The 26,432-nt window shown below is 42.3% G+C and carries 12 protein-coding genes; 8 read left to right on the plus strand and 4 right to left on the minus strand.

Going from position 1 to position 26,432, the window contains the following annotated elements:
- Positions 1–456 precede the first annotated feature (456 nt).
- From gyrB to RDO37_RS02045, 4 genes are all read right to left on the minus strand, one after another.
- Positions 457–2,889, minus strand: a complete 2,433-nt coding sequence (gyrB, locus tag RDO37_RS02030; RefSeq protein ID WP_308497942.1) for a DNA topoisomerase (ATP-hydrolyzing) subunit B — start codon at positions 2,887–2,889, stop codon at positions 457–459.
- Between the two features lie 55 nt (positions 2,890–2,944).
- Positions 2,945–4,390 carry a DNA replication/repair protein RecF gene (gene recF, locus RDO37_RS02035; RefSeq protein WP_308497943.1) on the minus strand — a complete coding sequence of 482 codons (1,446 nt, stop codon included), beginning with the start codon at positions 4,388–4,390 and terminating at the stop codon, positions 2,945–2,947.
- Between the two features lie 146 nt (positions 4,391–4,536).
- Complete coding sequence (gene dnaN / locus RDO37_RS02040) at positions 4,537–5,697, minus strand: DNA polymerase III subunit beta (protein ID WP_027940295.1); 1,161 nt, start codon at positions 5,695–5,697, stop codon at positions 4,537–4,539.
- Between the two features lie 401 nt (positions 5,698–6,098).
- Positions 6,099–9,464: a DnaA ATPase domain-containing protein gene (locus RDO37_RS02045; RefSeq protein ID WP_308497944.1), complete on the minus strand. Its 3,366-nt coding sequence runs from the start codon at positions 9,462–9,464 to the stop codon at positions 6,099–6,101.
- A gap of 3,627 nt (positions 9,465–13,091) precedes the next feature.
- Here RDO37_RS02045 and rpmH point away from each other — a divergent pair.
- The 8 genes from rpmH to ruvX all read left to right on the plus strand — a co-directional run bounded on the left by rpmH (position 13,092) and on the right by ruvX (position 24,689).
- A complete protein-coding gene (gene rpmH, locus RDO37_RS02050; RefSeq protein WP_273324846.1) occupies positions 13,092–13,226 on the plus strand; it encodes a 50S ribosomal protein L34 in 135 nt (44 codons plus the stop codon).
- An 8-nt stretch (positions 13,227–13,234) separates the two neighbouring features.
- Positions 13,235–13,600: a ribonuclease P protein component gene (rnpA, locus tag RDO37_RS02055; protein WP_273324844.1), complete on the plus strand. Its 366-nt coding sequence runs from the start codon at positions 13,235–13,237 to the stop codon at positions 13,598–13,600.
- The gene (gene yidD, locus RDO37_RS10830) at positions 13,558–14,010 is read left to right on the plus strand and encodes a membrane protein insertion efficiency factor YidD (RefSeq protein ID WP_374045298.1); all 453 of its coding nucleotides are present in this window, start codon (positions 13,558–13,560) and stop codon (positions 14,008–14,010) included. The genes rnpA and yidD overlap by 43 nt, the downstream gene beginning before the upstream one ends.
- 566 nt (positions 14,011–14,576) lie before the next feature.
- Complete coding sequence (gene yidC / locus RDO37_RS02065; protein ID WP_308497945.1) at positions 14,577–16,211, plus strand: membrane protein insertase YidC; 1,635 nt, start codon at positions 14,577–14,579, stop codon at positions 16,209–16,211.
- A 356-nt stretch (positions 16,212–16,567) separates the two neighbouring features.
- Positions 16,568–18,010 (plus strand): tRNA uridine-5-carboxymethylaminomethyl(34) synthesis GTPase MnmE, encoded by a 1,443-nt coding sequence (gene mnmE / locus RDO37_RS02070; RefSeq protein ID WP_308497946.1) that lies wholly within the window; start codon positions 16,568–16,570, stop codon positions 18,008–18,010.
- A 332-nt stretch (positions 18,011–18,342) separates the two neighbouring features.
- On the plus strand, positions 18,343–21,051 hold the full coding sequence (locus tag RDO37_RS02075; RefSeq protein ID WP_027940116.1) for an AAA family ATPase: 2,709 nt from the start codon (positions 18,343–18,345) through the stop codon (positions 21,049–21,051).
- 197 nt (positions 21,052–21,248) lie between these two features.
- Entirely contained in the window at positions 21,249–23,822 is a 2,574-nt protein-coding gene (locus tag RDO37_RS02080; protein WP_308497947.1) for a DUF2357 domain-containing protein, read from the plus strand.
- A 393-nt stretch (positions 23,823–24,215) separates the two neighbouring features.
- Entirely contained in the window at positions 24,216–24,689 is a 474-nt protein-coding gene (ruvX, locus tag RDO37_RS02085; protein ID WP_044121998.1) for a Holliday junction resolvase RuvX, read from the plus strand.
- The last annotated feature ends 1,743 nt before the right edge of the window (positions 24,690–26,432 follow it).

Below are 26,432 nucleotides of genomic sequence, written 5' to 3' on the forward strand. Positions count from 1 at the left end.
GCTCTTTTAGCTGACTTCGGATTGATTGTTCCACGTGGAACACGTGTCATCTGACATACTGCATCCAACCACCTCAACTCTACGTTAGCCGGTCACGTTTTCCAACAGCTTTTTGGGATGATTTAGGCTTGAGTGTTCCACGTGGAACAATTGTCATGTAGACCTATTCAACCAAGCACTTAAATCGACGTGAGTGGTTCATTTTTTCAACAGCTTTTTGGGATGATTTAGGCTTGAGTGTTCCACGTGGAACAATTGTCATGTAGATCTATTCAGCCAAGTACTTGAATCGACCTGAGAGGTTATTTTTTTCCCACAGCGTTTTGGGATGATTTTGGTGAGGAGTGTTCCACGTGGAACATTTGGGCGGGGCAACAAAAAAGGCAGCCGAGGCTGCCTTTTTTTGTGTGTACCTGCCAGGCTGTAGCGCGGCGGTAGATGTGTTAATTTTATTGGTTAGATATCAAGGACGGCGCGTTCAGCATTATCAGCAATGAAGTTACGACGCTCCTCTACCTCTTCACCCATCAGCTTGGTTAAGAGACTGTCAGCCTCGATAGCGTCAGCGATGCTAACCTTTAACAGAGTACGAGAGTCTGGAGACATGGTGGTCTCAGAAAGCTGCTCAGCACTCATTTCACCTAGACCTTTGTAGCGCTGAATCTTAACGCCACTAAAGCCTTCCTTCATTAAGGTCTCATAGGCCTCATGGAAGTTAGCTACCTTGATTTCCTTGCTGCCTGAACGAACAAATGCACCGTCTTCAATGAGGTCGCAAACCTTACGGTTCATGTTCTTGAGTAAAGCATAATCAGCAGAATCAAAGAATGAGCTATCTAAGTGATACTCGTAATCCATACCATGAATGTGGTGAATGATTACTGGATAGTAGCAGTTAGCAATCTCATCAAACTTAACTGTACCCTTGAAGTGCAGACCCTCGGATGGGATAGATGGTAACTTCTTAATGAAACCATCAGTCCAAGCAGTCATGCTCTCTTGAGAGTGCATGTCTTCTTTGCTCAGAGCTGGGTAGTACATAAGCTGCAGTAAGATATCTTTTTGGATCTTGCTAGACATCTTTGGAAGAGCAGTCATAACCTTGTTGTAATCAGCAAAAAGACTCTCAAGGGCAGTGCCTGATAATGGAGCAGCATCAGCGTTAACGTGTAAGCTTGCGTTATCTAAAGCTAAAGATGTACGGTACTGCAGAGCTTCCTTATCAGACTGCACATAAACAGTCTGCTTACCCTTTTGATAACGGTAAAGTGGAGGCTGAGCAATGTATACATAGCCACGCTCAATGAGCTCAGGCATCTGACGATAGAAGAAAGTTAAAAGCAGAATACGAATGTGAGCACCGTCCACGTCAGCATCAGTCATGATGATAACGTTGTGATAACGGAACTTCTCTGGATCGTATTCATCCTTGCCCACACCACAGCCTAAAGCAGTAATCAAGGTACCGATCTGCTGAGACTGAATCATGCGGTCAAAGCGTGCCTTTTCTACGTTCAGAATCTTACCGCGCAGCGGCAGAATAGCCTGGAACTTAGAATCACGACCACCTTTAGCAGAACCACCTGCAGAGTCACCCTCTACCAAGAATAACTCACAAACCTCTGGGTTCTTCTCACGGCAACCTGCTAACTTATCTGGCAGTGAGTTGATATCTAAGCCACCCTTCTTACGGTTTAAATCACGAGCCTTACGCATAGCTTCACGTACACGAGCTGACTCGATGATCTTCATGCAGATAATCTCTGCATCAGATGGGTTTTCTTCAAGGAAATCGTTAAAGCTATCTCCCATAGCAGCATCAACAGCATTGGCTGCTTCAGAGCTAACGAGCTTATCTTTAGTCTGTGAGGAGAACTTTGGATCAGGCATCTTAACAGAGATAACAGCAGTTAAGCCCTCACGTGAGTCATCACCTGAAGTGCTTACCTTGTGTTTCTTAAGAAGACCTGACTGCTCTAAGAAGTTGTTTAAGGTACGAGTTAAAGTACGCTTAAAGCCCATTAAATGGGTACCACCGTCCTTTTGAGGAACGTTATTGGTAAAGCAGAAGATGCTCTCGTTATAAGCATCAGTCCACTGCATAGCAATTTCAACCTGGATATTGTCCTTGTTAACTGACTTGCAATGGAAAATCTTCTTGTTAAGAACGTTCTTACCCTTGTTAAGGTAATCAACGAACTCGAGAATACCACCCTCATGGTAGAAAGTGTGGGTCTTACCTTCAACGCGCTCATCAGTAAGAATAATCTTGATGCCGCTGTTTAAGAAAGCAAGCTCACGTAAACGCTTCTCAAGTATCTTGTACTCAAAAGTGGTAATCGAGAAGATTTCAGGGCTTGGCCAGAAACGTACGCAAGTACCAGTGTCGTCTGCATCGCCAATAGCACCTAAAGGAGCTTCAGGTACACCACCGTTTAAGTAGACTTGATGCCAAATCTTGCCCTGTCTACGAATAGTCAATTCGAGACGATCTGATAGAGCATTAACGACAGAGATACCAACACCGTGAAGACCGCCAGATACCTTGTAGGAGTTTGAATCAAACTTACCACCGGCATGCAGCACAGTCATTACAACTTCTGCAGCAGATACGCCTTCTTCTGGGTGAATGTCTACAGGAATACCACGACCATTATCCTTTACGGATACGGAACCATCCTTATGGATAGTTACAAGAACCTGATCACAGTAGCCAGCTAAAGCCTCATCAATTGAGTTATCTACGGCTTCAAACACCATATGGTGTAAGCCGGAGCCGTCATCGGTATCGCCGATATACATGCCTGGACGCTTTCTTACAGCCTCTAGACCATGCAGCACTTTAATGCTGTTACCACCGTAATTGTCTTGCACGTCTTGTTCAGACATTTTGACCTCTTTCTTTAGCGCATAAATACCCGCTGAACTATGGGACAAAGGCACATCAGTTATCTGATGCGGCTAACGACACCATACCCCTATCTAAGGCGAACACCTTATAGTCAGATCTATCTTTAGGGAGGAGGAGTTCTTGGCGGATGTTGCTTATGAATACTTGATGTCGGCACTGTAGCAGTGTATTAAGCAACTCTTTTTGTGAATTGTCATCTAACTCAGAGTTGAGATCGTCGATGAGATAAATGCATGATCGATTGCTATGCTCTTTTAGCAACATTCCCTGAGCTAAACGCAAAGCGTAAACTAGCATTTTTAACTGTCCTCGAGACAGAGTTGCACCTGCTGAAACAGTGTTATTTTTGATCTTAAGATCAGCCCTGTGACAACCGTAAAAAGTATAGCCTAAAGCCTTGTCTTTTTCAAGGTTTTGAGCCAGTACAGACCTTAGATTTAAGCCTTTTTCCCACCCAGGATTTAACTCAAATTTGATCTTAAAATTAGGCAAAAATCGACCTATGATTTCCTGCAAAATTACCTGCAGTCGACTCAAATATTCCACTCGTTTTTCAGTGATTTGTTCACACAAAAGCGCAAGCTGTTCATCCCAGAGAGTAACCTCATCAAATGCATTATGATTTGATGCAAAAAAGCCCCCTGGAACAGCCTGTATAAGCCCATCATGGGCGTTATCTGCGCTTTTAGCTACACCAAATTGAGCCCCTTGGGATAGCGCGTGCATGTCTAAATCATCGTGCAAAACATCATCTTCACTTGATTCATGATACTGCTCAGTTAAGTCTTGCTCATGTATATTTGAGTTGCTTTGACCTACAGGCAACTTGTCATTTAAAGGACGACCTGAAGGGCTAACTAATTGAGATGAGTGGCCTTGTACATTACTAATCTGATTTGCTTGATACGTCTCAAAGGCATTAAAGTCCATATCTGCTAAGGTACGCGATACACCCTTACGTTTAAGCATTTCCTTACGCAGAAGAGAATTTCTTTGCTTGAGAATTTTACGGTACTGCAGCCATAAGTTCTTAAACTCTGGATCTGTGTAGTACACACCCCAGTCGATGAAACTACGTCGCCCCTCTGCCTCTTTAGTAATCAGCTCAACACCTTGCGGATGAATAATCTGTACGCAGATAAGATCGATAAGATCGATCATGCGCGAGACCTGATCAGAATTAATCTTAATCACCGCGTTTTCTCCGCGACTTCGAGACATTCCTATGGTGGTGTCTACTCCCTCTTCATCTTCTTGTACTAAAGCAAAGATGTTAAAGCATGGACGCCCCTGTTTAATCAGGTACTGATAGGACGAGGTTCTAAAAGAACGAGCTAATGACAGATAGTGAATTGCCTCAATCACAGAAGTCTTGCCACTACCGTTAGGACCGCATAAGAAGTTAAAGCCCTGGCAAGGCTCTATCTCTGCGTAGTCCATATTACGAAAGTCGTTAATGATAAGACGTTTGATATACATCCGTGATTTCTCTGTAAATAGCGTCTAAGTGCGGCGATGAACTTGTTTTACATCATCCTTAATGAGATCAGGCCCCTGCATGCACTCGTTTATTTGGTAACGAAGCATACAGGAGCCTGTTGTATTTTGTCTTATAGCATTAGCTATTAGACTGAAATATGGCTTACTAAGTAACGCACTCTGATGCCTAACTCATTGATCTCAATGTTAGGACGCAGCATGGTATTGGTGTAAGGAGGTGCAAAGCAGAAAACAACCTGAGGGGTTTCGATTGCGTTTAAGAAGTCCTTAACGAAATCAGCGTTTAAGTTGATATCGCGGTTGCCCTTTTCATCCTGGTAATTAATAGGTAAACGAGCAGCACCAATTTCATGATCGGCGTTTTGTGAACGAATATCTAAGTTGTTATAAGTAAAGCACATGTTAATGAGATTCATGCGCTTATTAGAGAACAGAGATACACGCTTAACGTAGGTCTTTAATGAATCAAGATCTACTGGTAATTCTGGTGAGCACTTTGATGGCAGAATACCGCGTACATTAGGGAACTTGCACTTTAAGATGCGGCTTGCAATGCTGAACATACCAATCTTGGTAGCAACAAAGTTCTCACTGACGCTTAAGGTTAATGGGCGATCTGGTGAGTTAGATAAGAGCTTTTGCATCTCAGTTACGCCACGCAGGGTCATTGAGAATGCAATATCTTCTGAAGCTTCTTCAGCAAGCTGGGTATCTAACACTGCCATACGGTGGCCGTCTAAAGCAAAGATAGTGAACTCATTGCCACGTACTTCAAAACGAACACCCTTGAGGTAGTCGCGGTACTCTTCACGTGATACGCAGAAAACTGACTTTTCAAGCATGAAGCGCAGCTTGTGTTCTTCTACTGTGAACTGACGAACATTCTGCTCTTCACTCATCTTAAAAGATGGGAACTTAACGTTCTCAGCCATAAGACGAACACGCATAGAGTAAGTTGCACGATCTGACTCGATGTTTAAAAGCTCATCATTCTCATCGAGCTCTAAAGACACATCATCTTTAGAACCTAAGCTCTTAAAGAAGTTAGCAGCCTTGTCTGATGACATTAAGAAAGTACCTTCACTTTCACATGCGCCATCAGCAAAAGGAACAACAGCACTGATTTGAACAGTATTGTCAGTACCGCTTAAAGTAAGGGCATCCTTTCTAACTTCAACTAATACATACTGAGACAGGTCATCTGGATTAGATGAATTGGAGGTGCAAATATTGGCAACAGTAGTAATTGGGCCAATAATTGATTGTACAGGTACGGTAAATTTCATGATGTCACCAAAGCTGAAACTTACGTCTCAACGTAAAACGTGTATAAGCTTAAGATTACTTAAGCTTGAGCTTTAAATTCTGAGTAGCTTAGCTCTTCTGACGCTAAACCAATCACAAAAGCACTCATGGCTATTTCACATACAGTGTCTCGCCATGGTTCGTGCATATTATACCTTATGCCCAAAATACATCTGGGCAAAGTGATCTTTTAATCAAAGAAGCTGAAATATATCAGCTTTTCGCGATATACGCCACCGCTATAACCGTTTAGACATTTCTGATGGATTCAATAAAAACATAATCCATTGAACATCAGAACGCTAAACAGCACTAAACACGTATATCCGCTGTTGCATAAGTACCATCATCCTCAAATGCCTTAAGCACGAGGTGCGTATGCTTATGCAAGCTGCTTTTTAACTACTTGCATGATGTTGCGATACTTTTCGTGCATAAAGGTATCGCTAATGATGCGCTTCTTAGTACGGCTTACTGCCTCATGTACAGAGGAGTGATCCTTGTTAAAGGCGCGACCAATGTCGTTTAGTGAGTACTTGCCTTCAAAGACTTCACGAATCACTGTCATAGCAAGGGAACGGGCCATTGATACCGGCTTCTTCTTGCGAGATGACAAGATATCTTTAACAGTCACATTGAGCTCTTTAGCTGCAATATCCATAACATCTGACATGCTAAGGGACTGTCTATCTTTGCAAGTGAATCGAGACATGCATCTTACAGCCTCATTCATGGTGATCACACCAGAATTACACTGCAGCGATAACAAGGTCTTTAAGACACCATCTAACTCACGTACGTCTGATGAAACCTTTGAAACAATGTAATCTTTAACATTGTTCTCCATGGTTAAATGCAAATGCTCACATCTTGCATCAAGCATCAAGCGACGGGTTGAAGCTGATGGGGCTTTTACCTCAAGGCATAGACCACTATGTAACAGTGACATAAGGTGATCATCAAAACCAAAATTCTGCAGCTGAGCTGGAGGCACATTGGCACATAAGATGAGCTGGCTGCCTGGTCTATCTAAGAATGCTGAGATGACACCGTAGAACACTTCACGGCTCTTAGTAGCACTCTTAAACTCCTGAAGATCATCAAATACCAACACACGCTTGTCTAAGAAGCTCTTGTGGAAATAAACCTGCTGATTATTAAAGCGGTTCTTCTGCAGGTCAGAAATAGTTGATACGTAATGACGAATGAAGTCCTTAGTACGAATATAACCAATCTGATTTTCAGGCATGCCTAAAGCCTTCATCTCATTAACAATGGCATTGAGTAAGTGAGTCTTACCTGCGCCAGAGTCACCGTAGATATACAGTGGATTATGAGCTGGGTTGCCTGGATTATTTGCAATAGCACGTACGCTATTGAGCACAGTAGCATTCTTCTTGTCGCAAACAAAAGAGTTAAAGGTGTACTCAGGATTTGTTGCTACAGATGGGCAAATGATTGGCTCATCTTTTTGAGTAGAAGCTACATTGTTTTGCTTACGCTTACCTGTAGTTGGCAGATCGATTTCAGGCAGAATCTCATAGGCATTCTTAGGGAATGCACCATTGCTATGAGTTTGAGCCATGAAACGATCAAAGTCAGTAAACTCACGCTCATTGAGGTTATTAGCAGCTGCATAAGGCATTTGAGGCTCTAACATGCCATTGACCTGATTAAAGGCAGCGTTTGGCACCCCAGTAAGCTGAGCATACAGATCTACATTTTGCGCATACTCGGCTGCATAGATATCTTGAGCAGTTAATGCACGACGCTTATTGCGAGGCTCTTCATCATAAAGATCGCAATCATTGCCGTAAGCATGATTTGACTCATATCCTTGCATATGAGAGACATTAGCAGCGCATACACTACCTTGAACCATTGGATCTACAGGAGCGCTAGGAGCTACAGCTGATGATGCTAACATGCTCTGAGCTGATGGCATGGCCATAACTGCAGGATCACAGTGCTCTGATGGCATTGCCTGAGCTACAGGAATAGCCTGTGCTAACGGCATTGTCTGAGCTACAGGAATAGCCTGAGCTGATGGCATTGCTTGAGCTGCTGGCATGGTCATAGATTCTGGAGCGATTTGAGACTCAGTTTGAGCCATAAAAGGCTGCTGCATCTGCATCTCAAGTGCGCTATCAGGCTGATTATGAGCTAAAAACTGCTGCTGCACCTGATGAAGCTGAGCATTTAAATGCTCATATGCTGCAAGATCATCAATAGCGTTGTCATTACGAGCAGTTGACGGCATGCAGACGTCTTCATTTACGTTGCTGCTATCAAGAGCCTGCTTCATAAAGCTATAAGGATTGTACTGATCTGCACCTACAGTGTTGTTATTTACAACATTAATCTGTGCTGAAGATTGATTTGGTACATGACCTAACAGATCATTGTGCACTGATCGATCTTGATAGTCATTGCCCTCAATAGTGGTGCTCTGGAGAAGATCTTGGCTACGTGAATTATCTGCATCTAAGTAAGCAGGATCCACATCAGAGACATATTCTGATGGAGGTACATCACCAAACTCTTCAGCATTAAAATCACTATCCTCATATGCCTCTAAGCACTCCACATCCATTTGTCGATAGCTGTACTCATGGGCATGGCCACTAAAGACATCTTCGTCAGTGACCTCAGGATCAAGGCAATCATCAAACTCATGACGGCGATCTTCAAAGATCGGATCAATGCCATCATCAAAGTACTCAGAGTAAAGATCACGATCATTCATGACATCGCTAAAGAGGCCTGATGGAGGATCCATATATGGCACACCAATATCAGAATGATTTACATCCATCGCTGCATGCTTAAGACCTTCTGTAAACTCGCTAGCTGTAGCATCGTTTGCTACTGCAGCTACAGGCATAGTGCCTGAATCAAGAAGGGTTTGTTGCATTACATGAGAAGAATCCACATGTGGGTTAGTGAAACCTTCAGCTTGTGGGATGTGATTTTGACTCTGTGGGATTACGTTATTTACGCAATCTTGCTTTGTATCTTCAGCAAATGAGATCTCTTGCTCGTTACCATGGAACAGATCATGGTCTGCATTAGTTACGTTCTGCTGACTTTCATGCACACGAGGAGCTTGAGGAGCTAATGAAAGATCTTCATCGTGATCGTTAGAGCGAGTTTGAGCGCAGGCATTCATGAAAGATGAATCCTGTACATACTCTTCAACTTTACGATCGCTGCTTACGGAGCTTTCCTGAAGGGCAGCGTCGAGGACTTCTTTAGGTACACCAAGCTTACGAACGTTTGCAAAAGGTTGCACCGATCCGCCGACAGCTAATTCTCTAGCTCCGGTTGAGAGGGTATTAGTAGATGAGGTTGAATTAGTCAGAATGCACTTAGTCTTTGCGTATAAAGGCGCACCAAACGCCTCGCAAAGAGGTACGTTCACACTGACGGTATTCAAGAAAGTGCGATCAAGCAGCAACTGAGACTCATAAAGATGACTCAGTTCTTTAGCAGATACGATCTCGCATGAAAAGCCAAGATCATCCTGCTGCAGCATATGTCTTACTTCGCAAAAACAACGAGTTGCGTAAGGAGCGAATGCATTGTAGATGTATTCGCTTGAACAAATAAAGCGCACCTTATCTAACTGCTTATCAAGGATGAAACCAACCTCGTAGAAAAACAGTTTGATAACGCGTGCTTCCAACATCTCGTCAGTCGCAGCTGCGACACGTAAGACTGCCTGACGCCATAATTGCCAGGAATCCATGACGGTCCTTACCAACCTTTCAGACGGGCATCACCCCCGCCACCTACTTCAAAAGATAGCCAGTCTATATAGGGAAGGTTGGCTGCCTTTTGAAGTAGAAGCGTGAACTCGGGTCTCTTTACCGCGTGCATAAAAGGTCTAAAAGCAGACAGTAGCTTTTAACCTGTCTGTGGTTTAACCATTAAACATCATCAACACAACAGCTCCTCCTGTATGCCTGCCTCTAAAAAAGGAGTGAATACAGCAGTCACTGCTATTGAGTCTTTATACAGCACGATGTTTAAACATCTAAAGGACTCTTAAGTATGATCGCGGTTTAAAAGCGACACCGTTATTGCCAGAGTTTTACCAAGAGGTTTCCCTGGTTCATACACGACATAAGATCACTATTAGATGAGTTGAAAGAACATATGAAAGTACAGTTCCCTGCTGCTTTATCACATGTAACTCTCGATCGTACCGAATGATGTTTGACAAAAATCGGAAGCTGCTGCTATCTACTGGGGATTGATGTGATCAGATCCTTAAAGCAATGCAAGCTTATAGGACTGATTGGCGTACTAGTCGTAATCGACTGAACATTAGTACTAAGAACACCAATACAGTAGTGCATGCGTGATAAAAAACTCCATCTCTCCAGTTTGCGATCGCTGCTTCGCCACGATCACTTACTGACGACACTTATGCTCCTTTTTTAAAACTAAAGGGCGTACAAGCCCGCCCCTGCATGGTTAGCGGGTAAGCGGACAATTATCTGAGCATAATGAAGTCGGCGCTTTCATCACCTTAATAGCTGTTTAGCTACAGGAACCCACTAGGCCCTTGAGCAACGAAAGGAGAAGGAGCTGAATTAAAAAGCTGAGACTGATCTCATGATCTCAATAAAAGATCATACGCAAAAATAGCGTATCTAAAGATCAAAAGTTGAACACCTTTCGATCTCTCTAAAACCAAGATATCAAGATCTTAAAAGAGCAGTCTTGTTACTGATCACCGCATGATCTTAAACAGTATTACAGAACGCTTGCCAGGGTATGAGCAATACCGTTTTTTATGCGGTTTTCAGTGCATCCGTTTAGGATGACTGAGTAGTGACTTATTGTACCATATTACCAAGGTGTTTTGAGATCATTTTGCCGATCGTGATTGTCTTAAAAACCTACTAAGATCTTGATCTTACGATCCTGATCCAAGATCATCACGATAGACAAGCGGATCATAAACATCCACTGCAAGATTAAAATTTTTCTAAAAAAATTAGCTGACATTCATGGCGATTTGTGCTCAAGAATCATGATCTTAAGATCTTACATTTTACAACCAAGATCACCCAAAAGATCACTGATCTTATGAAGCACTAGCACAGATGCTTTTAGCATATTTAAGCCTTGCAGCAACACTTGGCAACATCAACAATTATACGCCACGAAAGTTAAGTGATCTTAACTTACGATCCAAAAACTCACTTAAAATTGCTCTTAGACCAAAGATCGCAAAATAGTCCTATTCAGATCATAAGATCGTACGATGTTTAGACCGCAAATTTGCACAATCGTGCAAATCTTTCATTACCATGCAAGATCTTGCGATCGCCATCATTTTGAGTCCTAGATCTTCACCTCAAAATGATCTGTCATCACTCTTATGAGATCTCAATAACGCCGCACCTTCCCATACCCACCCAATATTCTTATAGCTGATCGCGCATTTTAGATAAAAGCAAGATCTCACTCTGCCATGATCCTACATCCCACCAGTGATCTTAGTTTGGGGCTCATTAAATGCCTTGAAGATTCAACTTAGCTAAACCATCAAGATCACATGCAGTTTAAAGATCAAAGATCAAAACTTAGCCTATGGAGTGAAGATCGTCTTGCAGCAAAAGTTAGTAGAACTTTACGCTCAAAATCCGTAAAGCAAAAAGGGCCTATTTATCGCATTTTAAGATCTTATCTCCCAATCCACAAAAAAACACAAAATCCCCACAAACACGATATTTATCACGTTCGCTCGCGATCTTAGCCAAGCTCTGTATGGCGCATACTTCATATAATTAGTGCGAAAAAACTCAAAGTATGCGCCAAAACGCATCTCGTTTATCTAAACTAAATCAGCACTAACTTATTGTGCTAAGAGAAGATCTTTTAAGAGATATTAAAGTGCAGCTTTTCCCTCACAGCAATCCACCGATCTTATGATCTTAAGTCTGATCCTTTTGTACGACCTATCATATGTTCTCGATGAGATCACTCACCTCGATCTCATTGTTCACTCAGCTTAAAGATCACGCTACCAGCATCGATAAGATCTTGCACTTAATAGTAGTACCAAGATCTTCTTTCTTATTGCTGCCACATCCTAAGCTTTCAATCATGTCGATAGCTTACAAGAACCAACAAGAGATCTTAAGCTAAATACTGAAGGCATCTCAACAAAACTTTTCCCCACAACCAAGCATTGCAATAGTAGTACACATCTATAATCCCACAAGCACAACTAAAAAATGCAAAATTTGCATAGGGCTTACTTTGCTTGTGGGAAACTCCCACAGAGTCGGATACATCTATAGTAGTGAAGTTCTACTCAAGATCTACTGCAGATCTACTGCAGATCTACTTTTGTCTCGATCCAATTACCCACTGCTTAGATAGATATAAATGTTCTAGGCACAACCAACTTAATCACAAAGGATTATTACTTTACCCTACATATATATGTAGAGGCACGATCTTACGCTCACGATCTTTTGTATATAGCGAGACCGTAAGATCTTATATTGAGTAGCTACTAACTATTTTGTGTTTAGAGGATCATAATTGGCCACGATCTTGAGCTGCATGATCAACACTGACGATCTTGATTAAGATCTTAAGTATTGATCTTGCTAAGGGAGAGTTCTGTTTTAATCGATGATCATCTGCCATGCCCACAGCTAATGTGGATAGGTTGATCTTTTTTAGCTCTACATGGGCATGCTCTAATCTACTTAACTAGGGCAGGTTAGCAAGTTTAAATGTCTTAGATTTAAGGCTTTTTATATGATGAAAGCTGACTTATGCAGCGCTTTAGGGCATCTGTCTAAATGAAGAGGTCATTAGAGCAATGATGAAGGCTTTCTCAGTAGCGATCTGTAAGGCGATCTTGTTTTGATGAGGGTGCTCATGAAAAAACTTGCTTTATAGGTAAAAATAGCGCTTAAAGACCTTGATTTAATATAGCTATAGACTGTAGAATACGCATTTCAGTATGCCCACCTAACGCATCTGGCCTTGTGCTGCGGCTCTTTAGCTGCAACAGCCTGGCTGTTAGTTTGGTCTGTGCTACAGATTTTACTCAATGATCAGCATGAGAGCTTTGGCGCTTATCGCTGATATTGACGTGTCAGGAACATAGAGCTTCACTACTGAGGGTTACTCTAGTGGAGGTTGTGACATTCATAAGCCTAGCTTAAATGAGTGCATCACCTGACAGCGTTGTCAGCCGAATACTGTTGAAGTATCCGGTGCCGGATAGTGACTGAGTTTTGATGCCCAGATGAGGACGTCGATACCGTACAAATCCGGGATTGAAACTTATGAAATGGCATAGCCGCTGAGGCAAATGCCAACCCTTTGGAGAATTTTTCAAATGAAGCGTACTTTCCAGCCTAACGTTTTAAAGCGTAAGCGTACCCACGGTTTCCGCAAGCGTATGCGCACTGCTGACGGTCGCCAGGTTTTATCCCGCCGTCGTGCAAAGGGCCGTAAGCGTTTAAGCGTTTAATTCCTTAAATGCCTAATAGTGCCTTTCCTCGTGAGGCAAGATTACTTGCTTCCGAGGATTATGACCGGGTATTTAAAAAGCCCGTGCGCGTCAGCGCTCAAGGAATACTAATTCTTGCTTGCAAGAATGACCAAGACTGCGCAAGGCTCGGGCTAGTTGTTCCTAAGAAGATTCTAAAACGTGCGGTATGGCGTAATCGCGTCAAGCGTCTGGTTAGAGAGTCTTTTAGAAACACACGGGAATCCCTTCCTAATATAGATCTGGTTTTCTTAGCCAGACCTGGTATAGGCGATATCAGTAATCGCGATATTAGTTCAACTTTAGATGGCTTATGGGTTCAAATCTCTCGCCGGTTGGGCAAACAGCGATCTTAATGATTCGTACCTACCAAAGGCTCCTAAGTCCTGTATTGGGCCAACACTGCAGGTTCTATCCTAGCTGTTCTCAATACACCCTAGAAGCTATTAAAGAGTGGGGACTCGGTAAGGGCATGTGGCTCGGCACAAAACGTATTTGCCGTTGCCACCCCCTTAATGAAGGTGGTATTGACCCAGTTCCACGCAATCCTCTCTCTAATCAGCATCTCTCAGGTTATGATGAACCTGACGACACTAATGCATTTTCCCCTACCTCTCTTTTAGATGAAAATAGCATCGACGCTACAACTGTATCTGTAGCAAACGACTCAACTTCATCACAGCCAAACTCTACTGCCTCATCTAGAGACCAAATAGTCAACAAGACCACTAGAGTTAATAGCTCTAATGATAAATACGATAGATAATCCCTATCTAATTAAAGGCAAGTTTGTCTGCCAATAAAAGCACACCTTTAACATTTCAAAGGCGTCTGATACCTCTTTTGTAAGCCAAAGTGATGAGATTACTGCTACGCAATTGAATTTTACATTTGCTTTAAAGCAATCATCATGTAATGCACCGCCGCTCCATATAACTATGTGATTTTTCGGCTTCTATTTTGGTTTTTATGGGCTTTATTGAGTGTGAATAACGAATCATGGCAATAATACAAGGCAAGTTGTGATCACTCTCTAGAAAAGGAATCGCAATTTAACCGCATCGGACAGCCTAATTAGGCTATAATATTGCACTTTGGTAAAGTTCTAGATCTTCTGTCTTACGACATGAAGTTAAGACATATGGATGGGGTATACAGGCATTTTGCCAAGTAACTCTGCCGTAATCCTGATCATCCTGCTTACAGGTATTAACAATCAGGCTGCAGAACTTTTAATTAGGCGTAATGGCAGTGCCTGTACTTGATACATGCGGTGTTTAACGCATTTTATGCGTCAATGACGTGTTTTTAAGCTAAAAACGGTTTCTTGAGATGGAACAACAGAGAAACATACTTTTCATTCTGTTCTTAAGTTTGACCCTGTTTATCTACTGGGCTTACGAGAGAGATAAGATTACTATGGAGCAGCAAGCTCAGCTGCACGCTGAGCGCTTAGAGCAGATGGCTGCTGCTGAGAGTTCTCAAAGCTCCACAGGCAAACTCATTAAGATCACCTCAGACACTCTCGAGCTGTCTATTTCATCCATTGGCGGTGATGTTGTTGACGCTAAGCTCTTAAAGGTCAAGCAGGAACAGGGTAAGGATGATCCTTTCCACCTCTTAATGATTGAGCCACTGTTCACCTACCAGTCACAGTCTGGTTTAATCGGTGCTAACGGCCCTGACTCTAAGGCTCGTCCTACCTACACCTTTAGCAATGACAATATTGTTATGCAAGAGGGTGAAGATAGCGTCAGTGCAGTCTTAAAGTTCACTCAAAACGGTGTTGATTACACAAAGACCTACACTTTAAAGCGTGGCTCTTATGTTGTAGACGTTAAGTACGACGTAGTAAACAACTCCGGTAAGAACGTATCCATGGCTTTCTACGGTCAGTTAAAGCAGACTGTGGATGCAACCATGCAGTCCAACTCAGGTCTGTTCATGGTAGCAGGTGCCTACCGTGGTACCGCTTACTCCTCTGACGAAACCCGTTATGAGAAGCACACTTTAGAAGACTTAGCAGATCTTTCAAAAGATCGTACTCCACTTAACGTTAAGACCAGCGCAGGCTGGGTTGCTATGATTCAGCACTACTTCGTATCTGCTTGGATCGGTGACACCTCTGAAGGCGTTAAGAATGTAATCTTCTCTAATGCAAGCAAGGACGGTTCTGAGGCTATTATCGGTATCCGCTCTGAGGCTACTACCATCGCTCCTTCACAGAGCCATGAGTTTAAGTCCTCCATGTGGATTGGCCCTAAGAGCCAGGATGAAATGGAAAAGGTTGCACCTAACCTTGATCTCACCGTAGACTACGGCTGGCTGTGGTTCATTTCCATCCCATTATTCAAGATCCTTGAGTTCATCCATGGTTTCATTGGTAACTGGGGCTTTGCCATCATCGTTCTGACCTTAATCGTCCGTGGTGCTTTATTCCCACTGACCAAGGCTCAGTACACCTCAATGGCTAAGATGCGTCTGTTAGCTCCTAAGATGCAGGAGCTGCGTGATCGTTATGGCGATGACCGTCAGAAGTTAGGTCAGGAGACTATGCGTCTTTATAAGACTGAGAAAGTAAACCCACTTGGCGGTTGCTTCCCATTACTTATTCAGATGCCAATCTTCATTGCTCTGTACTGGACCTTAATGGAGTCCACCGAGCTGCGTCATGCTCCATTCATGTTATGGATTACTGACTTATCTGTACACGATCCGTACTTTGTAACCCCAATCCTGTACGGTATCTCCATGTACTTTATCCAGAAGATGTCTCCAACTCCTGTAACAGATCCAATTCAGCGTAAAGTATTCATGGCTATGCCATTCATCTTTACCTTTATGTTCTGTACCTTCCCAGCTGGTCTGACCATCTACTGGTTAATCTCTAACCTGTTCACTATCTTCCAGCAGGTTATCATTTACCGCTCACTTGAAAAGCGCGGCTTACACGTTAAGAACCAGTAAGCTAAACAGCTCTTTAGAGCTTGTGCTTTGAGCTAAAAGCCCCGCCATCTCAACGTCATACTAAGTGACAATGGATGCGGGGCTTTTTCATTAATCGGCCTATTAAATACGTTTGCCGCTCACAGACTAATGCTAAGGCAAGTGCAAGGCAGGCACACTAAGTTAGGTCACTAAGCTACTTAAAATTCTTTGTTTTCAGGGTGCAAAAGATCTGTTTTTGATGAAGCAGACATTTGCTATTTTACGCGCAAGTGCTGATGTAATCAGGCTTTGCAAACTAAGATCCCCACAAGACGCGAATTTAAACAATACAAGCATATAATTGTTCTAACTTAATAGTCAGGAACTTCATTTATATGATCGACTTTACCGATTCTATTGCGGCTATAGCCACCGCCCCAGGTCGCGGTGGCATCGCCATCATACGTATATCAGGCCCTGATGCTCTAAACGTAGCACAGAGCCTTATTAATAAGCGCAGCACTAACCATGATGCTAAGGACGAGCAAAAGAGCGCTCTATCAGAGGGGCAAAGCAGCTCTGCTGATCTAAAGCCTCGTTATGCCTACTTTAAAAAGTTCTACGATGGCGATGAGGTAGTCGATGAGGGCGTGCTCTTATATTTCAAAGCCCCATATTCATACACTGGTGAGGATGTAATCGAGCTGCAAGGCCATGGCGGTAATGTAGTACCGCAACGCCTCTTAAGTACAGTCCTTAAACACAAGAATGTGCGCCAGGCTGAACCTGGTGAGTTCACTCGTCGTGCCTTCTTAAACGGTCGTATGGATCTTACTGCTGCAGAGGCTGTCGAAGACTTGATCTCTGCTGGATCTGAGAGTGCAGCTAAGGCAGCTATGGCATCTTTAAATGGAGCCTTTGCTGAGCGCTTAAACTCACTTACTGAGCGCCTTACTACCTTGCGTGTGCGTATCGAGGCTTGCCTTGATTTCCCTGAGGAGCACGAGGACTTCTTTGACTCAGGCCGTGCTGCTAGTGAGATTGATGATCTGATTAAGGATGCTCAAGAAGCACGCACCATCGCCAATCAGGGCCTTAAGCTCAATGAGGGTGCGCGTATTGTGCTCGCAGGTCGACCAAATGCTGGCAAAAGCTCTTTATTAAATGCTTTGGCAGGCGCAGAAAGAGCCATCGTTACCAACATTCCTGGCACTACTCGCGACGTGCTTACTGTGAATATTGAAATCGGCGGTATCCCTGTAACCATTACAGATACGGCTGGTATTCGTGATGAGCCATCCGATGAGATCGAGGCTATCGGTATTCGCCGCGCTTTAGATGAGTTAAAGCAAGCTGATCTTATATTACTGATGGTTGATAGCTCTAAAGAGGCATCTGATGCTGTCGACACTTTAAACCACATCAATACGATGTTTGATAATCCACAAAACATCTTAGTGGTTAAGTCCAAACAAGATCTCGAGCCTAATGCTCAAACAGCAGCATTGCTCTCTAGCGCTCCTTTAAATCAATATCCTCAGGTTCCTACCTCCACCAAACAAGAAGGTGGTTTAGATGAGCTACGCAATAAACTCAATGAGATCTTAGGCATCATTCCAAGTGAAGGAGTGTTCTCTGCAAGACGTAGACATTTAGGTGAACTTGAGGAGACTTACGAGGCCATTTTAAGAGCTCGTGAGCTAATTGATTTTGGCGATCTGGTATTAACGGCACGTGAGCTAACCATTGCCCAAAACCACTTAGGCACCATTACCGGCAAGATCACCTCTGATGATCTCCTGGGAAAAATTTTCTCTACTTTCTGTATTGGTAAGTAAGAGCTAAAGATAACGATCCTGACTTAAACTAGCGCTAGCTTAAATGTGGTTTGGCTAGCGTAGTTTTATCGAAGATTTACGCTACCTAGGATCAAGATGCTTTAGGTAGACAGTTTCACAATGACACTGATAAGTTAAGTGTTACTTATCATGCACTCTCAACCTACATCACATACTTATTATTATGCATATCATTTATGTACAATCACACATAACTGTCACTTAGATTAGACAAAATCTACGGCATAATAGCTAAGTGCCTTGATGATGTCTTGGCATCAAAGATATTAAGATAAATAGAATATAAAGATTTCAATCATAGGTTAACGATAATGTTTACACCCGAAAAATATCTAGGCAAAACTATAATTGGTGTTCTCGACTATAACCGTGCAGATATGGTGAACCAAGATGAGAACACACTATGTTATATATATCCACGATATGTAGTTAACGGCAATAAATATGAAGCTATCAATGACTGGGATGAATTTCCACCTCAAGGACGTTTAGATGTACGTTTAGCTGGTGATGCAAAAGCACAGTCATTTTGTAAAGAATATGGAGCCGTCGTTAGCTTTAGACTAAATTCACAAATAGACGCTCAAACTATTAATCAAAGCCATATTCGCGTACGTTTCAATAGACAGTTAGGTAGAGACAAATCAGAAGTCTGGATTGAACCAATCGATAGCAAAGCTTTCTATCAGATCATTGAAACTGCACAACGTCTTAAGAGCATTCTTGAAACTAGAACTATTGAGCCCGAGTTCTATATTAATAACTGCTATACCAACCATATTCTGCTGCATTGCGAAGGCAAGTTCTATGGCCCATTTGGCTTTGATAAGACCGATAACGGCATCAAGCTTGTTGGCCTAGAGCGTTATGACTATATGATTGGCGCATATAGCCCACAAGATTTATTAGACTCCATTCTTGATGTAAGTGATCACTCTTGGAATCACAATCGTCTGCTGTGCAATTTAGTACCAGTGCAAAAGACCTCGGTAAGAACATGTACAACCACCTATGACATGATCGATCACCGTCTCTTGCTTAACACCTTCTTAGATCATGCCAAGCAGCGTTTTAACTACTCTCGCGAAGAAGCTCGCAATATTAAGGATTATTGTAACAATGCACTCAATGTATTAGATTCAATGACCATTAGCGAAGAGCGCAAACAAAAACTGCGTGAGTTGCTTCCTGAGATCTTCAGCTTTAGCGATCTTACTGATGAGCTGATGCGTTTTACTGTAAGTAACAACGAATTAAGACAGCAGCTTATTCAATGCATTCAAGAAGATAAGAATGGCATCTTAGAAAGCAAAACTTCTAAGAATGCACTCAATGATGTAATGCAAAACATCTCACGTTCTGAGTCTTCTATTGATAGCACTGAGATTGAAGGCAGTGAGACTAATCAGGCCTTTGCAACTGCAGTAAAGGACTTAAAGGCTAAGTTACAAAAAGCTGAAGAAGAAAGCTCTAAGCTTAAGTCAGAAAATGAGGCACTTAACCGCCAGGTTGATGATCTTAAGTCCAAGACCAACTCACTGACCCGTCGTCTTGAAAGTGTTGATGATCTCAAGGTCATGCAAGCTCGCTATGACAAGCTCTCTGAAGCGATTAGCAATGGTGAGAAAACTCTTGACGCAATGCGCAAGGAGATCGAAACCAAGAACAACATGAAAGAAGAGCTCGACAAGGGCTGCGATAGCGTCTTACAACGACTGCAAAGCAACATTGCTAAGTTCAAAGACACTGCTGACTTTGCTGTTAAGTTCATTGAGGCTGGTATCTTTGCACCTCCGATGCAGCAACATGTCTATACCTCTTCTAAAAATAGTGTAGAGCAAGTTTCTGACATTCAAGAAACTCAGATTAACACCTTTAATCCTGCAGTACTGATGAACGATGATGACTTTAAAAAGCCAGAAGATATCATCAGCATGGTCAGCACCTACATTAATGACTATGGCAAGCGCGACATTCGCGATAACGATATAGCCAACTACCTTATCTGTATTACTCAAGGCTTTATCACTACTTTTGCTGGTGAGCCTGGTACAGGTAAGACTTCGCTGTGTAATCTGTTAAGCCGCGCCTTAGGTCTATCTCGTGAGGACACTAACAATCGCTTTACTGAAGTTTCAGTAGAGCGTGGTTGGACTTCTCTTCGCGATTTAATTGGTTACTACAATCCATTATCTCGCAAGATGGAAAAGAGTAATGCTGCTGTTTACAACGCATTTGCTACCTTAGATGCTGAAGCCCGTAACAGCGTCTTTGATCCAAAAGTTGGAAAGAGCAAAATTGCTCCATACATCATTCTGCTTGATGAGGCTAACTTAAGCCCAATTGAGCACTATTGGTCTGCATTCTTTAGAAACTGCGATTTCAACTCTATCTCTAAGCGCAGCATTAGCCTTGGTGGCAACAACGATATGATGCTACCAGAACAACTGCGTTTCTTAGCTACTGTCAACTTTGACCACACTACTGAAGAGCTCTCTGCTCGCTTCTTAGATCGTAGCTGGGTAATTACCTTAGAGCCTGCAGATATTGAAGAAGAATCTAATGACATGTTCAGCCGCGCCTTTAGTGACTCTGATAGCGAGGCTCGTCCGGTAGTGCCATTTAGCGCTTTAACTCGTATCTTTAATCCACAAGAGGATGACACTTTAGACGACATGCTCGTTAGCAAGTGGAAGACTATTCAAAAGATCTTTGCTAGTGAAAGATGCTCACTGCCTATTAGCCCACGTAACATTAAGATGGTTAACAGCTACTGCTTGGCCGCCTCTCGTTGCATGAAGTGCAATACACCAGGTACCATGTTTGCGCCGCTTGACTACGCTGTAGCTCAGAAGATCTTACCTACCATTAATGGTACTGGTGAGCGTTATGCCTACTTAGTGAAGGAGCTGCTTGCAGAGTGTGCTGATCAGTCCATGCCTATTTGTGCAAAGCACTTAGAACGTATTGAGCGTAATGGTAGTGCTGATCTTGGCTTCTATCAGTTCTTCTCTCGCTAAAGCAAGATTGCAAAGAGCGCTTAAGAGCGAGAAAAGCCTCTAAGCTAACTTAGTCATAAAAACTACTGTTTTAAGCTAGCAGCTAAGCTTCATGCTAGCTTTTAACAAGGCATAATCCTTAGTATGGTGCTAAATCATATGCCCTCTTAAAACAGTAGTGGCTAAGTGTTTTCTTTATCTCATTACGGGCTTTCACTATGGCAGCTGTATCGGTCATTCTTAGCGATAATCGCAATCGCGACGCACAAGAGGTGGAGTTAGATCTATCGCTGCAATCGATACCTTATAGCGATATCAACCTTAACCGTTGTCATAAGGTCTATGAAAACGGTCACTACTCTTTTGCTATACATTTAAACTTAAAGGCTTTACAAGAGCAGTTAAACAGCATCAATCCTCTTTCTTTTCAGCAAACTAAAACAAGTGAAGACAGATGGAATGATGATTTAGGCATCACTGACAATGAAGAGCAACCTAAAGAGAGCAATTTATATTCTCCTATTGCTAATAGTGCCTATGATAATGGTGCCCTTGAGCAAAATGGCTTTACTAACTATGAGATCGCCGCTACCGCGCGTCGTGAGCTAGATGCATTTGATGGCCAAGATCTTGATCAAAGCTCTATGGATATCTTTGCTAGCGGTATAGATAACGCTCCTCTATCGCTAACTAATGCTGATGGCTCTTTTAAACGCGTCACTGGCATCTATCTGTATATCAATGAAGAGCAAAAGGGTTACTTTAACTATTACCACTCTGAGGGAGATTACAATCAGCTTGTTGGTAATGCAGTTTTAATCGAACAGAACTCTACTAGCACTTATCAGCCTTTCTTACTGCACTATGATGCGACTAAGCTGCAGATTGAAATCGTGCTTGATGATGGACAGCGCATCTATATGCACTCGAATTACTTCTTGTGCACCTGCTCATCTGAAAACAATCGCAACATCAGTCGTATTCTTGAGGAGCTTTCAGCATTAAATGACTCTCAGATCTTAGATCTGATGTTCATGCAAAACATTTATGAAGAAAGCTTTGAGCAATCATCAGATAGTTTACTTACAGAGCATCGCTCCTATAAGTCTTTAGTCTCATACATTGAGCTCATTGAACATATCATTGAGTGCTATCAAAAGCAGCACAGTATCTTCATGAACTCAGCAAAGCATGTGCTAGTCAAAGGATATGAGCTACAAAACTTTGAAAGCGTACGTTCTATCACCCACAAGAATTATCAGTGGCTGATGCATCACCCTGAGGTACTAGCTAAGATCGACAATGCTCCTTATGGCATTGATATCAATGGCCAAAAGTACTTGCCATCACGCATGCAAGGTGAGGTCACTAAAAAGAACTACGATACTCCTGAAAATCGTGCGGTAATTGGATTTATCCGCACAGTCATGAGTAGTGCTGACAAAGTACTAAGCCAGTATTGCAGTATCTTAGATGAGCAGCAGCATTTTGTAGGTAATGTGCCAGAGAATGCCGAAGAGAGTAGCCAAGCTCCGATCATGGCACTGAAGGGTATTCAGATTCGTATTTTCCGTAAGCACATTGATACTCTCAGAAGCTTGATTGCGAGCCTCAATCGTATCTACCTAAGCTACGCTAAGATCTTCGGTATTCGTGATGCTGTACTACAAAAACGCTCACTCAAATCCAAGGTTTTCCGCGAGATTAAACCTTATGCTGCAGTGCTTAGCTGTATTCGCACTTACCTGTTCTATGGTGAGTTTAACGCTAGCAAAGACTTCTTACTCTTCAAGGTAAACCGCCTCGATAAGCTTTTTGAGTACTACTGTCTTTATCGCATCATTAGCATGCTGTTACAAAATGGATTTGTAGCATCTAGCGATCGTATCCCGATTAATTTTAAATACCGCAAAACTGCAAAATCCATCAGTAGTGATGATCAGGTGGCCAACACTTACTACTTTGAGCGTGGTAAACAACGTATAACGTTGTACTATCAACCGATCATTTCAAGTAATAGATTTGAAAATGGTATTCGCGCTTTTAGAACCACTCTTTCAAGTAGCAACCGTCTGAGCCAATACTCTTTCTTTACTCCTGACTTTATCTTGAAAGTAAGCTCAGGGGATAACAAGCTTTGGGATGATGATTACATCATTTTCGACTCTAAGTTCTCTGATGCTAACAATGTTAAGCGTCACTATATTGAGGATCTTAAGAACAAATACGCAGATGAAGTTGCGATTGCTGTACTTAAAAAGCGCAACGATATCGATACTAGCGTAATGGAAAATCCGCTCTATAGAGTGCCAGAGGAGCTTAGCGACGAGAATAAAGATCGTCAGTTAAGCAATGCAACAGCTGCTTTAAACGAGGTATCTACAGTTACTGATCTTAAGCCTAATACCATCAGCACTGTACGCACTAGCAAGACTGACGAGCTTAGTGAACTCGTGCAGAAGTTTGAGTTAGTTAAGGTTAAGGCTCCTTGTATGGTGTTTGCACTGCAAGGCCGTTTGTTTGATGAGTCTCAAACCACCATGAGCAAGGAGGAGATATTGCAAAATCCTGCCTTAGCCATGGCAAGCCAAGCTCAAGATCCAAGTTTGGATGCATATAAAGCTGAGGCAACCAATAGGAGTCATGTAACTCTATTCCATACCTCACCTTTAGCAAGGATCTTCCGTCCAGTTACTACACTTGGTATGGTCGAGATCAGTACGCGAGTCGATAGCATGCCAGAGCTTTGGAAGAATATCGAACACGTACTCCCATACTTAAAACAATCCTAACTACCTCACCACAGGCCGTTACATACGGCCTGTATCACCACGCTAGAGAACATCACACTTCCTACCAATGCCAAATTTATACGGCTTGAGAGCTATATCCGCAACCAGTCTAACGTTGCAGCTCACTAAGCCGATGCTCGTAGCCGTATTCGCGATGCTAACATTGCTAAAGAGTCTGCAAACAATTCCCAGCAGTCCATCATTTAACAGGCCGCTGCCTCTTGCTAATGCAGGCTAACACCAGTCCTCAGCTTGGCTTAAGCTTACTTTGTGAATTAGATTCATAAGCTAAATGATTAAGTAGCGTTGTATAGACTACTTGCGTTAACTACATCCCTAGTGCAAGATGATTGTTCTAGGGATTTTATTAATAACCATGTATAGGATTTCGTTATGAGTTCAGGACGTGTATTAGCCTTCGACTTTGGTTTAAACCATATCGGTGTAGCGGTAGGTACAGAGTCTTTAGGTTCAGCACAAGCGCTTACAGCTATCAAAGCCCAAAACGGAATACCTAACGAGCAACAACTAGAGACAGTGTTTAAAGAATGGCAGCCAGACTACATTGTTGTGGGTATGCCGCTTAACATGGATGGCTCAAACGAAGTCATGACCAATCGCGCCAAGAAATTTGGTCATCGTCTTATGACTCGTTACAAACTACGTGTCTACTTTAAAGATGAACGTCTATCCTCAGTTGAGGCTAAAGATGAGATCTTTAACTACCATGGTGGTTACCGCTCTTTAGTTAAGAACAAAGGTAAGATCGATGCTACAGCAGCTAAGATCATCCTAGAGTCATTCTTTGAATCTGGTGGTAGTGCAGCTGGCTTTGACTTCTCCGATCCTGTAGGCAAGAAGCAATAGACCACGATCATTCTTAACCAATAGCCAGTACACTATCTCCCTTCGCGAGGCCTTAACTCTTAGCTTTTAGGCCTCTTTAACAGCACTCTTTTGCATTGTTCATAAGCCTCTCCTTACTAACTCCCAACAAACAATCAGTTGCCCCATACACGCTTCATATAGAGCACACTTTAGTTAGATAACTAAAGATATCTAGAAGCTACACAAAAGCTCTACATGCACGTCCTAGAGTCCTCTAAGTGCTATACGAACATGTACACAATCAAACCTCTAGTGCGGGCGCTGTTACAAATACCATTTACACGCCAGTGCTATTGGGAGCTTATAGTCGCATAAACCTGAAATATATCGATATCCCACAAGTTTCCCACAAGCTACATAGATCTTATGCAAAATTTGCAATAAAACCTTTATAAATCCGATATATATCAATATCCCACAGATATGCATAGCGTTATATTGGGCCTTAAGCACTGTCTTTACTGTTCAGGTTCGATTAAGAGCATGGCTGGGTGCTTAAGCAAGTGCCTAATGCTGTACTCCAATGGCATGCCTAAATATAACCATACTGACACCAACTACCTCCTACCGCCATAGCGCCTAGTAGTACCACCTTATGCGCTGCTATCCCTAATCGCACAGCATGCCATATAGCCTCGTTCTGGGTGTTATTGCTATATCAAACATCCATAAAGATCCATCACATAGAGCTGGCAATACATCTATCTAGCATATACACCAAACTTAACCTTTCACGACGAGTATATATTGTGCCTAATTTTTATAAATTTGAGGCACTTTATAAATAAGGACTTATGCACAAATATTTAATATAGTGTACTTTTAGTACATAAGTAATTACACATTAATTACAACACTTTAGAAAAACTAAAAATCACGCAAAATGCAGGAAAAACAGCGCAAAATATATAAATTTGCAGGCATTGTCTAGCAAAAAGCTAGCAAATATAGCTTAAACACCCTCAACAACACATCCCAAGTGGTTATAGTTTTGACTACGGCATGAATTAAAGAATATCCATACAGTTTTCGTTATTTTTGATAGATTTTCTAACCAATATTGCCAAAATCTCTCGATATTTTTATTAAAAGCCATCATTACAGACATTTACACAAACTATTACTTTTAAACTCAAGTTATCTTACTTAGAAAAGTTAATATAGTGTATATGTGCTACATATATTTAGAATGTCAGGCACATTGGTATTAGTGCTATATCGCCAAAAACATCATTGATGCTATTGGCTAATGATTCATCAAATAAGAATGGATTTTTTAAGCTGCACTAAAACAGCTCGCCAAGCCTAGAGTGGTATGGTGATGGATGGATGGATGGATGGATGGATATGGTGAATGCGGTAGGTAGGTGGCAGGCAGGCAGGCAGGCAGGACGCGATGCGATGCGATGGGGAATGTATGGGGCAGGCCATGCGGCAATCACTGGAAGCAGGTGGTAGTGTTCTCGATAAGATGGTGGATAGTGCGGTGCTGGCATGTCCAAAGAGTGCGCTATGCAATATGGGTTAGCTATCCCCAGCAGAGGATCATCCGACTAAAGGGCATTTACGGGTGATGTGTTATAAGGCTTGTAGCTTGGCTGCAGTACTTGGTCGATTTTAGGGAGTGGCTTATATAAGGCTTTTGCTATATGATTTTGACCATGGTTCTACATGATCCGGACATGTAGTTTTCTATTACGCAAGCCTCATAAGTTAACGGTA

The organism is uncultured Anaerobiospirillum sp. (assembly GCF_902485895.1).
Lineage (GTDB): Bacteria > Pseudomonadota > Gammaproteobacteria > Enterobacterales > Succinivibrionaceae > Anaerobiospirillum > Anaerobiospirillum succiniciproducens.